This is a genomic window from Asticcacaulis sp., assembly GCF_051954415.1.
In the GTDB taxonomy this organism is placed as follows: Bacteria; Pseudomonadota; Alphaproteobacteria; order Caulobacterales; family Caulobacteraceae; genus Asticcacaulis.
The window spans coordinates 1-14,150 of the sequence record NZ_JBQCHT010000047.1; the positions used below are offsets into that span (position 1 = coordinate 1).

Annotated in this window: 15 protein-coding genes and 1 other annotated feature; of the genes, 13 read left to right on the plus strand and 2 right to left on the minus strand. The window is 59.7% G+C overall.

Annotated elements, in window-relative coordinates; genetic code table 11:
* Nucleotides 1–166: 166 nt before the first annotated feature.
* On the minus strand, nt 167–1,651 hold the full coding sequence (locus ACTHND_RS17865; RefSeq protein WP_440179330.1) for a SulP family inorganic anion transporter: 1,485 nt from the start codon (nt 1,649–1,651) through the stop codon (nt 167–169).
* A gap of 16 nt (nt 1,652–1,667) precedes the next feature.
* Nucleotides 1,668–1,722 (minus strand) — a sequence feature (sul1 is cis-regulatory element that is thought to sense ions involved in sulfur or methionine metabolism; They are found in Alphaproteobacteria).
* Nucleotides 1,723–1,857: 135 nt separating this feature from the next.
* Here ACTHND_RS17865 and glyA point away from each other — a divergent pair.
* The 11 genes from glyA (at nt 1,858) to ACTHND_RS17920 (ending at nt 11,970) form a co-directional block, all read left to right on the plus strand.
* Complete coding sequence (gene glyA / locus ACTHND_RS17870; protein WP_440179331.1) at nt 1,858–3,162, plus strand: serine hydroxymethyltransferase; 1,305 nt, start codon at nt 1,858–1,860, stop codon at nt 3,160–3,162.
* Nucleotides 3,163–3,171: 9 nt separating this feature from the next.
* Nucleotides 3,172–3,699: a transcriptional regulator NrdR gene (nrdR, locus tag ACTHND_RS17875; RefSeq protein WP_090643348.1), complete on the plus strand. Its 528-nt coding sequence runs from the start codon at nt 3,172–3,174 to the stop codon at nt 3,697–3,699.
* 128 nt (nt 3,700–3,827) lie between these two features.
* On the plus strand, nt 3,828–4,475 hold the full coding sequence (locus ACTHND_RS17880; RefSeq protein WP_440179332.1) for a RibD family protein: 648 nt from the start codon (nt 3,828–3,830) through the stop codon (nt 4,473–4,475).
* A gap of 9 nt (nt 4,476–4,484) precedes the next feature.
* Entirely contained in the window at nt 4,485–5,075 is a 591-nt protein-coding gene (locus ACTHND_RS17885) for a riboflavin synthase (protein ID WP_440179333.1), read from the plus strand.
* A gap of 5 nt (nt 5,076–5,080) precedes the next feature.
* Complete coding sequence (gene ribB / locus ACTHND_RS17890; RefSeq protein WP_440179334.1) at nt 5,081–6,232, plus strand: 3,4-dihydroxy-2-butanone-4-phosphate synthase; 1,152 nt, start codon at nt 5,081–5,083, stop codon at nt 6,230–6,232.
* Between the two features lie 68 nt (nt 6,233–6,300).
* A complete protein-coding gene (locus ACTHND_RS17895; protein WP_440179335.1) occupies nt 6,301–6,768 on the plus strand; it encodes a 6,7-dimethyl-8-ribityllumazine synthase in 468 nt (155 codons plus the stop codon).
* Entirely contained in the window at nt 6,765–7,298 is a 534-nt protein-coding gene (nusB, locus tag ACTHND_RS17900) for a transcription antitermination factor NusB (protein WP_440179336.1), read from the plus strand. The genes ACTHND_RS17895 and nusB overlap by 4 nt, the downstream gene beginning before the upstream one ends.
* Before the next feature lie 89 nt (nt 7,299–7,387).
* A complete protein-coding gene (gene thiL / locus ACTHND_RS17905; protein ID WP_440179337.1) occupies nt 7,388–8,362 on the plus strand; it encodes a thiamine-phosphate kinase in 975 nt (324 codons plus the stop codon).
* A gap of 138 nt (nt 8,363–8,500) precedes the next feature.
* Nucleotides 8,501–9,031, plus strand: coding sequence for a glycine zipper 2TM domain-containing protein (locus ACTHND_RS17910; protein ID WP_440179338.1), 531 nt, complete (start codon nt 8,501–8,503; stop codon nt 9,029–9,031).
* Nucleotides 9,032–9,105: 74 nt separating this feature from the next.
* Nucleotides 9,106–9,528, plus strand: coding sequence for a hypothetical protein (locus ACTHND_RS17915; RefSeq protein ID WP_440179339.1), 423 nt, complete (start codon nt 9,106–9,108; stop codon nt 9,526–9,528).
* 279 nt (nt 9,529–9,807) lie between these two features.
* Nucleotides 9,808–11,970 (plus strand): sodium-translocating pyrophosphatase, encoded by a 2,163-nt coding sequence (locus tag ACTHND_RS17920; protein ID WP_440179340.1) that lies wholly within the window; start codon nt 9,808–9,810, stop codon nt 11,968–11,970.
* A 277-nt stretch (nt 11,971–12,247) separates the two neighbouring features.
* On the opposite strand, the gene bamE is transcribed toward ACTHND_RS17920, so the two are convergent.
* Nucleotides 12,248–12,742, minus strand: a complete 495-nt coding sequence (gene bamE / locus ACTHND_RS17925; protein ID WP_440179341.1) for an outer membrane protein assembly factor BamE domain-containing protein — start codon at nt 12,740–12,742, stop codon at nt 12,248–12,250.
* A gap of 182 nt (nt 12,743–12,924) precedes the next feature.
* Here bamE and ACTHND_RS17930 point away from each other — a divergent pair, with 182 nt between their 5' ends.
* On the plus strand, nt 12,925–13,593 hold the full coding sequence (locus tag ACTHND_RS17930) for a ubiquinol-cytochrome C chaperone family protein (protein WP_440179342.1): 669 nt from the start codon (nt 12,925–12,927) through the stop codon (nt 13,591–13,593).
* On the plus strand, nt 13,590–14,129 hold the full coding sequence (locus ACTHND_RS17935; RefSeq protein WP_440179343.1) for a YceD family protein: 540 nt from the start codon (nt 13,590–13,592) through the stop codon (nt 14,127–14,129). The genes ACTHND_RS17930 and ACTHND_RS17935 overlap by 4 nt, the downstream gene beginning before the upstream one ends.
* Nucleotides 14,130–14,150 lie beyond the last annotated feature (21 nt).

Here is a 14,150-nt window from a genome sequence, read left to right on the forward strand (position 1 = left end):
GTCATCCACACGCGGTACACCGTGCGACAGCGGAAAATACGGACGCGATGCGGGTGGAACTGGCGCTCAGACAGCAAAAACAAATCACTCATGGCAAGTCACTCCTGAAAAGAGTGAAACACAACAAACCTGATTTCGGAAACCTGTTAATCAACAGGTCCTGAGCCTAGTGACCGACCGCACCTGACGGCAGAAAGGTCTTGTCGAACTGACCGACCTTTTCCACCAGCGTACTGCACGCCTCGCTCATGCCGATAACCTGCACATCGGCGCCGCTCTTGCGATAGCGGAAGACGGCCTTGTCGATCGCCTCAACCGCCGTGATATCCCACACCCGCGCCTGGCTGAGATCGATGGTCACCTTTTCCGGATGACCGTGGAATTCAAACCCGCTGGTGAACAGATCGGCCGATACGAAGAACAACTGGCCATGCACGGTATAGGTCCGGCACTTGCCGTCATCCGTCTCCGTGCAATCGACCGAAACGAGCCGGCTGACTTTCAGGGCGAAGAAGATGACGCTCATCAGCACGCCCAGTAATACGCCGATGGACAGATTGCCCGTGGCGACCACCGCTACGGTCGTTACCAGCATCACGGCGCTCGATTGCTTCGGTGCCGTGCGAAGACGCAGGATCGACTGCCAATCGAACGTTCCGATGCTGACCATGATCATCACCGCCACCAGCGCGGCCATGGGAATCTGACCCACCCAATATTGCAGCGCCAGCATCAGGAACAGCAGGAACAGCCCCGCCCAAAGCGTACTCAACCGTCCACGGCCGCCGGAACTGACATTGATCACGCTCTGGCCGATCATGGCGCAGCCGGCCATGCCACCGAACAGCGAAGCGACGATATTGGCAATGCCCTGGCCGCGTGTTTCGGTGTTCTTGTCTGATGGCGTATCAGTCATGTCATCGACGATATTGGCGGTCATCAAAGATTCCAGCAGGCCGACAAAGGCCAGTGTGGCCGAAAGCGGCGCGATGGTGACGAAGGTCTCCCAGGTCAGCGGCACCTTCGGCAGGTGAAAGGGCGGCAGGGTGGTCGGCATATGGCCCATGTCGCCGACCGTATTGACATCGAGATGCAGCCATAGCGTCAGCCCGGTGATGACCAGAATGGCGATAAGCGGCGAGGGGACCGCCTTGGTGACGTAGGGAAAACCGTAGATGATGGCCAGTCCGCCGGCCACCAGCGCATAGGTTGGCCAGGTGACGTGAATCAGTTGCGGCACCTGGGCCAGGAAGATCAATATCGCCAGTGAGTTGACGAAACCGGTCATCACCGAGCGCGATACGAAACGGATCAGGCTGCCGAGTTTCAGCAGGCCGATGATGATCTGGAATATCCCGGTCAGCAGGCTGGCGGCCAGCAGGTAATCCGGCCCGTGCGATTTCACCAGACCGGCCATAACGAGGGTCATCGAGCCGGTGGCGGCCGAGATCATGGCCGGACGTCCGCCGACAATGGCAATGGTGATGGCGATGATGAAGGAGGCGTAGAGCCCGACGGCCGGATCGACGCCGGCGATAATGGAAAAGGCAATGGCTTCGGGAATCAGCGCCAGGGCGACGACCGTACCGGACAGCAGGTCGTTACGCGGATTCGCCAACCATTCGCGTTTAAGCGTGGTGAGGGAAAGCATGATATCTTTAAATTGGGGAGGTTCTGGGGATAGGCGCCAGAAATAGCCACTCAAAGTGCTTTGAGTCCGGAGTTCCTGCCGTTATTGCCACATGCCTGCCGATTTCGCAACCGCGAGCCAGGGGAAAAACCTTGCCTCGTGCTGGCTATAAGCGTAAACGCTCCCCATATCCCCCTTATCCTTCCTCCAGCACAGGAATCGCTCCCTTGAACGCACCCGCGAACGCCGGCTCATTCATCCCGCAAGGCTTCTTCAACAACGATCTCGCCACGCAAGACTCCGAAGTCATGGCGGCCATCAAGGGCGAACTGCATCGCCAGCAGGACCAGATCGAGCTGATCGCCTCGGAAAACATCGTCTCCAAGGCCGTTCTGGAAGCGCAGGGCTCAGTCCTGACCAACAAGTATGCCGAGGGCTATCCCGGCCGCCGCTATTACGGCGGTTGCGAATACGCCGATGACGTCGAGCGCCTCGCTATCGAACGCGCCAAGAAGCTGTTCAACTGTGCCTTTGCCAACGTTCAGCCGCATTCCGGCGCCCAGGCCAACCAGGCCGTCTTCTTCTCGCTGCTCCAGCCGGGCGACACCTATATGGGCATGGACCTGGCCTGCGGCGGTCACCTGACGCATGGTTCGCCAGCCAACCAGTCGGGCAAGTGGTTCAATGTCGTGCCCTACGGCGTGACGCGCGACACCAATCTGATCGACATGGATCAGGTTAATGACCTGGCCCAGCAGCACAAACCGAAGCTGATCATCGCCGGCGCCTCCAACTATCCGCGCCATATCGATTTCAAACGCTTCCGCGAGATCGCCGATTCGGTCGGCGCCTACCTGTTCGTCGACATGGCCCACTATGCCGGCCTGGTCGCCGGCGGCGTCTATCCCGATCCGCTGCCGCATGCCCACGTCGTCACCACCACAACGCACAAGACCCTGCGCGGTCCGCGCGGTGGCCTGATTCTGTCGAACGACGAAGCCATCGGCAAGAAGATCAATTCGTCGGTCTTCCCTGGCCTGCAGGGCGGCCCGCTGATGCACGTCATCGCCGGCAAGGCCGTGGCCTTCGGTGAGGCACTCCAGCCGGAATTCAAAACCTACGCCAGGCAGGTCGTCGCCAATGCCCGTGCGCTGGCCGATACGCTCGTTTCGCGCGGCCTGGCCATTGTCACCGGCGGCACCGACAGCCACGTCATGTCCGTCGATCTGCGCCCCAAGGGCCAGAACGGCAAGGATACCGAAGCGGCGCTGGAAGCGGCCTTCATCACCTGCAACAAGAACGGCATACCGTTCGATGACAAGCCCTTCACCATCACGTCTGGCGTCCGTCTTGGCACCCCGGCCGGCACCACCCGCGGTTTCCGCGAGGCCGAGTTCATCACCATCGGCAATCTGATCGCTGACGTGGTCGATGGCATGGCGGCCAATGGCGGCCAGCCCGATCTGGCCGTGCAGGAAAAGGTGCGCGCCCAGGTGCTGATGCTGACCAAGCAGTTCCCTATTTACGCTTAAGGTTGTTGAATGCGTTGTCCCTTTTGCGGAAACCTTGAAACCCAGGTGAAGGATAGTCGCCCGTCGGAAGACGGTGCGGCAATCCGTCGCCGCCGGTCGTGCTCGGAATGCGGCGGACGTTTCACCACGTTCGAACGCGTGCAACTGCGCGACCTGATGGTGGTCAAGCGCTCGGGACGACGCACGCCTTTCGATCGTGAAAAACTGGAACGCTCCATATCGATTGCGCTTCGCAAGCGACCGGTCGATCAGGACCGGGTGGACCGCATGGTGTCGGGTATTGTCCGGCAACTGGAGAGCATGGGCGAGACGGATATCCCGTCGGACACGGTTGGCGGTTTGGTGATGGATGCACTCAAGTCGCTCGATGTGGTGGCCTATGTCCGTTATGCCTCGGTCTATCGTGATTTCCGTGAGACCTCGGACTTCGCCAAGTTTCTGGGCGATGAGGGGCTGGACAATGATGCGCCGGAAGATCCGAAGGATATCAGGCAGGGGCTGGGCGAGCAGGACATCTCCCCATCCGACGACGCTTAATTGCAAATGGCAAGCCATCTGCAATTAAACCTTTTTCTTTTGCGCTCAGACGCCGCTCAGGCTTACCTCGCACCGGCTCGGGCGGGCGGTCGCCCTTGCCGAATTTCCAATGAAATTCGGAGCGTCTAATGCGCCCGCAAATTACCCTCAAGCTCGCTACCACGCTTGACGGACGGATCGCCACGGCCTCCGGCCAGAGCAAATGGATTACCGGCGAGGAGGCACGGCGCGTCGTCCATGAACTGCGCGGTGGCCATGATGCGGTCCTGGTCGGTATCGAAACCGTTCTGAAGGATGATCCCGAACTGACCGTCCGCCTGCCGAATTACGAAGGCTACCAACCCGCGCGGATCGTGCTGGACTCCCGTTCGCGCCTGCCTTTGACGTCGAAGCTGGCCCAGACGGCGCGCGTCATCCCGACCTATGTTGTCACGACAACTGAAGTCACTGGTGAAATGCAATCCTTGGGTGTTCGCGCGCTGAAAGTGCCCTCGAAACACCAGCGCGTCGATCTCGCTGCGGCGCTGGAAGCCATCAGCGCGGCCGGGATCGAGCGCCTGTTTGTCGAAGGTGGCGGCGTGATTGCCACGGCATTTCTACGCGCTGGCCTGATCGATCGCCTTGAATGGTTCCGCTCGGCCACCATCTTGGGCGGGGATGCCCGGCCGGTGATCGGGCACCTGAATATTGAGGATATCAACCACATGGTGCGGTTCACGCGCCTGGGCGTCCAGTCGGTCGGCGACGACCTCTGGGAAACCTATGAACTGATCTGAGGACTAAACGTGTTTACGGGCATTATTTCCAGCATGGGGACCGTCGAGACCCTGATCAAGTCGGACGCCGGTGTGCGCCTGACCATGCATGTCGATTTCGACCTCGATGATGTCGAGATCGGCGCCTCGATCAGCCATGCCGGCTGCTGCCTGACCGTGGTTTCCAAACAGGGCCGCAGCTATGACCTCGATGTCTCCAACGAGACTCTCAGCCTGACCAATCTCGGCCAGTGGCAGGAAGGCTCGAAGGTCAATATCGAACGCGCCCTGAAGATCGGCGATGAACTGGGCGGCCATATCGTTTCCGGCCATGTCGATGGCTTGGCAAAGCTCATCAGCGTCAAGCAGGACGGCGACAGCTATCGCCTGACCTTTGAAGCGCCGGCGCCGCTGCATCGTTTTATCGCGCCCAAGGGATCGGTAGCGCTCGACGGCATTTCGCTGACCGTCAACGAAGTCGAGGGCAATACTTTCGGCGTCAACATCATTCCCCACACCTGGCTGCACACAACCTTGTCGAAAACAAGCGTCGGTGACAGCGTAAACCTTGAGGTTGACCGCCTGGCGCGCTATGCCGCCCGCTGGTTTGAAACAGAGTAATCCCGATGTCTCTCAATAAGATCACCACCGACCTGGGCACCAATCCGGATAATGGCTATGACAGCCCGATCTCCTCCATTGAGGATATTCTGGAAGACGCCCGCAATGGCCGGCCCTATATCCTGGTCGATGCCGAGGATCGTGAGAATGAAGGCGATGTTGTCATTCCGGCCCAGATGGCGACCCCCGACATCATCAACTTCATGGCCCGTTTTGCCCGCGGCCTGATATGTCTGTCGATCACCGGTGAGCGTGCCAGGACCCTGCGTTTGCCGCCGATGGTGCATGATAACGGCGCCCGCAATGGCACTGCTTTTACGGTTTCCATCGAGGCCAAGGACGGCATCTCGACCGGCATCTCGCCGAAGGACCGGGCTCACACCATCGCCGTTGCCATCGATACCACCAAGGATTCGCGCGATATCGTCTCGCCGGGCCACGTCTTCCCACTGGTCGCCCGCGAAGGCGGCGTACTGGTTCGCGCCGGACATACGGAAGCCGCTGTCGATATCTCGCGCATGGCCGGGCTTTATCCGGCTGGCGTGATCTGCGAGATCATCAATGACGACGGCACCATGGCGCGCCTGCCGGATCTGGTGCCTTTCGCGCAACTCCACGGTCTGAAGATCGGCACCATCGCCGACCTGATCGCCTATCGCCGCCGCACCGAGCGCTTTGTCGAGCGCGTTCTGGAGCGTCCATTCGAGAGCGAATGGGGCGGCCAGTTCCGGTTACTTGTCTATCGCAATCAACTGGACGGCGCTGAGCATCTGGCTCTGGTAAAGGCCCAGCCGGTACCGAACAAGCCGACGCTCGTGCGGATGCACCAGCTCGATATCGCCTCGGATGTGCTGGGCGGGCAGGGCGGTGCCTTCCGCAGCAACTACGTGCAGAAGGCCATGGAAGCCCTGGCGGCGCACAATGGTCCGGCCGTCATGGTGTTGCTGCGCGACCCTGATCCGAAAGTGCTGTCCGGTCGTTTCGGTTCGGAAGAGGGCGGAACGCATAACCAGCGCGGCCTGCGTGATTATGGCGTCGGTGCGCAGATATTGCTCGATCTGGGGGTGCGCGACATGATCGCCCTGTCCGGTACACGCCCCAAGCCGGCGGCGCTTGAAGGCTATGGTCTGAGCATCATCGACTGGCAGACCCTGTAGATTTTACTTTTTCCCGAAGGCATAAGGGCGTAATGACCTGCCTTCACGCCTTTTGAGGACGACTCGTTTTGACCATTGAAAACCCGCTTCGCATCCTGATCGTTGAAAGCCGCTTTTACGACGATATCGCCGATGAACTCCTGGCCGGTGCCAAAGAGGCGCTGGAAGCCCTGGGGGCGGAATATGATGTGGTCACCGTGCCGGGCGCGTTTGAAATCCCCGCCGCCATCGCCATGGCCGAGGATGCCGCTCATCGTCCGGCCGGCCGCGCCTATGATGGTTACGTGGCTTTGGGCTGCGTCATCCGCGGCGACACTACCCATTACGACTATGTCTGCAATGAATCGGCCCGCGGCCTGATGGACCTCAGCTACAAGCAGCGCCTCGCCATTGGTTACGGCATCCTGACGGTGGAAGACGAAGATCAGGCCTGGGTACGCGCCCGCCGCTCGGAAGGCGACAAGGGCGGTACGGTCGCCAAGGTGTGCCTGACCATGATCGGTCTGCGCAAGAGCCTGATGGATGGCACCCAATGAGCGACGCCGCAACGCCAAAGCCGACCAGCCTGAAAGCGGTCATCGATCAGCTCAATGCCAACGAAGCCGATGCAAAAGCGCTCTCCAACAAGGAAAAGCGCGCCCGCACCGTAGCGCGTCTGGTCCTTGTTCAGGCGCTGTACCAGCTTGATCTGACCGGCGCCGGTGTCGAAACCGTCATCCGCGAATTTTCCGACTATCGCTTCGATGGCGATCTCGACGGCGAGCCGCTGGCGGCCGCTGACGAAGCTTTCTTCGCCGAAGGCGCGCGCACCATCGTCAAGGAACAGGCGGCGATCGATCCGCTGATCATCAACCGCCTGGCCTCCGGCTGGCGTATCGAGCGCCTCGATCCGACGGTCCGTGCCATCCTGCGCGCCGGCACTTGGGAACTGAAGTTCCGCCCGGATATCGGCCTTCAGGTGATTATCAATGAATATGTTGAAATCGCCCGCGCCTTCTATGGCGAAACCGAGGCGCGCTTTGTCAATGCCGCGCTCGATGGCATAGCCGCCGATGTGCGCAAATAACACCTGCTGGGCGAAACTCACGGAAAGTTTTATCGTATTTTCACCCGTGACGTGCAAAATGACGGCCTTCTGATCGCGGTGAAAGCGGTATGAGCGAACCCGACGAGTTTTCCATCATTGATCAATTGTTCAAACCGCTGGCGGGCCTGAGCCGCGAGGCGAGGGGGCTGATCGATGATGTTGCCGTCATTGGCGGTGATCCGTCCTGCGATCTGGTTGTCAATACCGATGCTCTGGTGGGCGGTGTTCACTTTTTCGAACACGATCCGCTTGACCTCGTGGCGCGCAAGCTGATGCGCGTCAATCTGTCGGATATCGTCGCCAAGGGCGCCAAGCCCTACGGCTATCAACTCGTGACCGCCTGGCCGCGCGGCACGACATATGCTGAAAAAGCCGATTTCGCGCGCGGCTTGAAAATCGATCAGGACCGCTACGGCCTCAGCCTGTTCGGCGGCGATACGGTCTCCGCCGAAGGGCCGCTGGTCGTTTCCATGACCCTGTTCGGCAAGGCGCCGGCCGGCAAGACCCTGTCACGGCTGGGCGCAAAACCTGGCGATAGGGTGCTGGTCAGCGGCTATATCGGCCAGGGTTACCTCGGGCTGAAAGCCTTGCAGGGTCAGCTTCTCGGTTTGTCGCACGAGGATGTCAATGAGGTGATCAGCGCCTATCACCTACCGGAAATCCGCACGGACCTGATCCCCGTCCTCCGCGATCACGCCCGCAGTGCCATGGATATTTCCGACGGCCTGCTGGCCGATGCCGACCACCTGGCGCGCGCCAACAACCTCATGATCCGGCTGGACCTCAACCGGGTGCCAACCTCGCTGTCCGCCCGCGCTGCCATCGCCTCGGGTATCAGCCCGGTCGAACTGGCCACCGGCGGCGATGATTACCAGATACTGTGTACGGCCGACGACCACGGGGCGAAGGCGCTGATTATGGCGGGCTTTTACGATATCGGCACCTGTATCGGCCTGTCTGATGATACTCCGGCGGGAGCGGAACTGTGGTCGGACAACCGCCGCCTGGACGTGGTGAAAAAGGGCTTTACGCACCCGCTATAGCCATTTTCCGAAAACTTATAAAATCCTTACCCAATCCAACGGGGACCGGAATTGCGATGAAACCGGTTTGCGCCTAGCCCTTTCGCGCAGAACCGTCGTCGCGGACATGTCGTCGGCAGTCTGAGGAGGGTATTCCAAATGAAAACGACTCTGAAAATGGGACTGATGATCAGCCTGGCGGCGGGCCTGATAATGCCGAGCCTGGCCTCGGCGCAGGAGCGTGACCTGCGTGGCTATGATGGCTATTGCTATGCCAAAAAGAAGGAAGCCCAGACCAACGGGACCGTTATCGGCGCTGTCATCGGCGGCTTGGTCGGCAGCCAGATTTCCAAGAACGAACGCGGCCTCGGTACGGTGGGGGGCGCGGTCATCGGCGGTGTGATCGGTAATAATGTCGGCAAGAAAAGCGTAAAATGCTACAATGGCGAATACTATTCCTACCAGGGCGCCTATTACGATCCGGCCCCACCGCCGCCGGGCTATACGGTCGTTTATTACAAGGAGCGTCCGCCACAGGATCGCTACCAGCACGTCTATTATGACCGTTACCGCCACACCACGCCGCCGCCCTATGCCTATGGCGACGCCTGGCGCAATGACAATGACAATCCCTATGGCTGGCGCGACAAGGATGGCCACTGGCATGACGGCAAGCGCCGCCACCACTAATCATTAAGCCCTCCGGCATCCCCGGAGGGTTTTTCATTCAGGCGTTATCAACCATTTGGCGCCAGTATTGGTGCATGAAACCTGATCGTCGTTATTTGCTGTGTGCCGCCGCCTGCCTCTGCCTGTCTGCCGCGCCAGCCCTGGCCAGCGAAGGCGGGGAGGCGAAAAAAGCTGGCAATGCCTCGGTGCAACTGGGCGCGGTCGCCATCCCGATCAGTGTGGATGGCCGGCTGGTCAATTATATCTTCCTGAATATCCGCATCAACCTGACCATGACCGCCGATGAGGCCAAGTTCCGTGACAAGGAACCCTATTTCCGTGATGTCCTGGTGCGCGCCGCGTCCCGGACCTCGTTTGCCCAGACGGGCAAGGACTACCTGCTGGATGAGCCGCGCTTCAAGCAGGTCATGATGGGCGAATGGACGAAAATAACCGGCCCCGGCGTCATCAAATCGATCGATGTGCTGTCGCAAAGCCCTAAGCGCCATCCGTACTGACGGATATCCCCCGCTGGTTGTGTTGCGGTGCGTTTTTCATAACAGTCTGAATTTACATATTATAAGTATTCGCGCCCCTGCAATGCAGCATTCGTGACGCGAAAACCTTTGAATTATAATGGGTTGCGGCAACATATGGCCTTGAAACTCAGGTAAACATTTGGCACTCTCCGCCACAATCGAAAAGTAAGGCACTGTATTTTGTCTTCTTTTTGATTCCCGAAAATGGGGCGGCGGTCATTGTGCGCCCCTCAAATATAAAGACACAGGGGTTACATTATGAATATTGCTTTGATGCTGGCCATAGCGGCCGGCATACTTGGCCTGCTGTATGGTGTCGTCCAGACTCTTGGCCTGATGAAGGCCAATGCAGGCAATGCGCGTATGCAGGAAATCGCCGCGGCGATTCAGGAAGGGGCCGCGGCCTACCTCAAGCGTCAGTACACCACCATCGCCATGGTCGGCGTGGTCATTTTCATACTTGCCTTTATCTTTCTCGGTTATTTGTCGGCCATCGGCTTCCTGATCGGCGCTGTGCTTTCGGGCGCCGCCGGTTATGCCGGTATGCTGATTTCGGTCCGCGCCAATGTCCGTACGGCACAGGCGGCTTCCGAAGGTCTGGCCAAGGGTCTGAAGCTGGCGTTCAATGCCGGCGCCATAACCGGCCTGTTCGTAGCCGGCGGCGCCTTGCTCGGCGTGTCGGGTTATTATGCCTACCTGACCGAAGTGCTGCACAAGACGGCGCATGACCGCGACCTTATCAACGCCCTGGTCTCACTCGGCTTTGGCGCGTCGCTGATCTCGATCTTCGCCCGGCTCGGTGGCGGTATCTTCACCAAGGGCGCCGATGTCGGCGGTGATATGGTCGGCAAGGTCGAGGCCGGTATCCCCGAAGACGATCCCCGTAATCCGGCCACCATCGCCGATAATGTCGGCGACAATGTCGGCGATTGCGCCGGCATGGCGGCCGATCTGTTTGAAACCTATGCGGTGACCACCGTCGCCACTATGGTTCTGGCGGCCATCTTCTTTGGCGAAACCCCCTATGTCGGCATGATGATGCTGCTGCCGCTGGTTATCTGCGGTGTCTGCATCCTCACCTCGATCATCGGCACCTTCTTTGTCCGTCTCGGCAAGGACAACCACATCATGAACGCCCTTTACAAGGGGCTGATCGCCACGGGGCTGCTGTCGATCGTGGCTCTGGCGGCGGTGATCAAGTATCTGCCCGGTCTCGGCTTCGACACGCCATTTGAATATGACTCTGCGGGCACTACCTTCCACTTTACCGGCATGACGCTTTTCTACTGCGGTCTGGTCGGCCTGGCGGTGACGGCGGGCTTTATCGTGGTGACGGAATACTATACCGGCACCGGCAAGCGTCCGGTCGTTTCCATCGCCCAGGCGTCGGTCACCGGCCACGGCACCAATGTCATCCAGGGGCTCGCGGTTTCCATGGAATCGACGGCAGTCCCGGCCCTGATCATCGTGGCCGGCATCATCGGCTGTTATCTGCTGGCGGGCCTGTTCGGCATCGCCATCGCCACCACCACCATGCTGGCCCTGGCTGGTATGATTGTCGCGCTCGATGCCTTCGGTCCGGTGACGGATAATGCCGGTGGCATCGCCGAAATGGCCGGTCTGCCGCCGGAAGTCCGCCACACCACCGACGCGCTTGATGCGGTCGGCAATACCACCAAGGCCGTCACCAAAGGCTATGCCATCGGCTCTGCCGGTCTTGGCGCCCTGGTGCTGTTCGCCGCCTATACGTCTGACCTGAAATACTTCGCCGGTCTGACCGACGCCCCGGCCATCTTCCAGGGACTGGGCAACCTGACCTTCTCGCTGTCGTCGCCGTGGGTGGTTATTGGCCTGCTGATCGGCGGCCTGCTGCCCTATCTCTTCGGCGGCATGGGCATGACGGCGGTCGGTCGCGCGGCGCAGGCCGTGGTGGAGGAGGTGCGCAAGCAGTTCCGCGAGGATTCCGGCATCATGGCCGGCACGTCCAAGCCGAATTACGGCCGGGCGGTCGACATGCTGACCAAGGCGGCGATCAAGGAAATGGTGATTCCGTCGCTCCTGCCGGTCCTGTCGCCGATCGTCCTGTTCGCCATCGTCTACTACATCGGCGGCGCGGTGCCGGCGTTTGAAGCGCTGGGCGCCATGCTGCTTGGCGTCATCGTGACCGGCATCTTCGTCGCCATCTCGATGACCTCCGGCGGCGGCGCCTGGGATAACGCCAAGAAGTCCTTCGAGGACGGCTTTGTCGACAAGGACGGCGTGAAACACCTGAAGGGCTCGGAAGCGCACAAGGCTTCGGTGACCGGCGATACGGTCGGCGATCCCTACAAGGATACGGCCGGTCCGGCGGTCAACCCGATGATCAAGATCACCAATATCGTGGCCTTGCTCATGCTGGCTGTGCTCGCCCACGGCGCCTGATGATATTGCTCCCGTCGGCAACGGCGGGAGCAATTATAAGAAAAGGTATCCACAGATAAGCCAGATAAGCACAGATCGTAAGTGGAAAGCGTATATGTTCCGATAAGCGAAATCGATGGTCGCAAAGCGACCAGACTAAGTGTCAAGATCGATGCGGATCGTTGGGCAAGCTCACATCATCTGTGCTTATCTGGCTTATCTGTGGATACCTTTTCTTCTAACAAAAAAGCCCGCCAGACACACATCTGGCGGGCTTTTGAATGATTGTTCGAGGCGTTTAATCGCGTCGGCGGTTGTTGCCGGGGTTGGTGTCCTGACTGTTGTCAAGGCGCTGGTGGCCGACAGTGCCGAGCACCTGTTCAAGCGCGGTCAGCGAACGGCCGCGAGTTGGGGTCTTGTTCGGATTTGGCGTCAGTACGCGGCCATCGGCCAGAGACAGGGTCTTTACGGTAGCGACCGTCTGGGTGCTGGGGTCGAAATCGACGACGGTCACCGAACGGGCGGTGACACGCGGCTGCTTGTAGGTCATCTTCATCGACACCTGGTCGATATAATACCATTCAGACGGCTTGTAGACCGAGGTCTGCGACGGGGCGCCCAGCTTATCGAGCACGGTGGCCTGGCTGTCGCCGACCTTGATATCCACCGAAGGCTTGGCTTCATGCGCGAGATAGCCGTGGTGCGTCATGGTGGGGGCGCAGGCCGTGCCCAGCAGGGCCAGGGCGGACGCGGCAACCAGAGCCGAGCTTGTCTTTAGGGAGAGCAGGCGCATGAATATCCTGTTTAGAAAACGAAACGCATTTGACCTATAGGGAATTTAGGCTTACGGCAAGCTTAAGGCTTAAACATGGCCGTGAACAGCAAATTTTTCGCCCGATACAGCGCCTGAATGGCGACACATCATCCCTGTTTCCAAAGGGATATTCATCGGGCCAACCCAACCAGAGATATGTGATGCAAAGCCTTCTGGACAAGCTGAAATCCGCCTTCAAACCGCGTCCTGCAAAGCAGGTCGGCGACCGGCTTTACCTAGCCTGCGTTACGCAATCCCGGCTGCCGGTCTTCTATATCGACTACGGCGTGGACGACGCCATCGGGGCCCGGTTTGAACTGCTGACCTTTCACGTCGGGCTTGTTGTAACGCGGTTGAAATCTTTGCCGGCGGATGATCCGCGCCACGATCAGGCGCAGGAAACGGCGCAGGCCCTGTTTGATTCCTTCCTGCTGGCGCTTGATTCGACCCTGCGGGAGCAGGGCGTCGGCGATCTCAGCGTGCCGAAGAAGATGAAAAAGCTAGGCCAGGTTATCTATACGCGCCTGAAACGTTGGGACGACCTGTGGCGCGAAAATGCCGGCCTGACCGCAGCGGCCGATTATACGGCCCGCACGATCATGGCCGGTTCGGACTATGGTGACGACGAAGCGGATGGAGAGGTTAGGGGGCAGGCGGTTTCGGCGGCGGTTCTTGAACGGGCGCAGGCATTCGCCATCTATGCACAGGCGGCGTATGATGCCTTTCAGGTCGATGACGTACTGGCCGGCCGGCTGGCCTTTCCGCCGCCGGCGGCGCTTGAAAGCGATGCAGACTCGGCAGACCTTGTAATGAGTGGAGAAGAGCAATGAGTGACCAGCAGGATACCGGACTTTGGGAGCATCGTGTCCGCTTCGATCAGGCCGCCAAGGGGCTGAAAATCGACCTGGTTGCTGACGAGGCGCGCCGCGATGTGATTGCAAAGGCGTTCGGCATGATCGAACTAAACAGCCTTGTCGCTCATATAGCCGCACGTCAGGTAACGGGGGAAAAGCCGGTTGTGCGCGTCAGCCTGACGCTCAAGGGCGAGGTCACGCAGGAGTGTGGCGTGACGCTTGAGCCTTTTACCCATGAGATTTCGAGCGAGTTGGAGATCGACTGTATCGAAAAGCAGCGCGTCACCACAGAGATTGCCGAGGTCGGCGCCCGCGAATTCACGCTGGATGATCTCGATGAACCGGATGTGATCGAAAACGGCCAGATCGACCTTGGCCAGTACGTTATCGAAGCGCTGGGCGAAGCCTATGATCCTTTTGCGCGCAAGCCCGGCGCGGTTTTCGAGGAGCCGGAACCGGTGAAGGAGCCGTCGCCTTTCGCCGTCCTGGCGCAGTTGAAACGCGATGAATAGCGACATGACGGACTGCCTGGC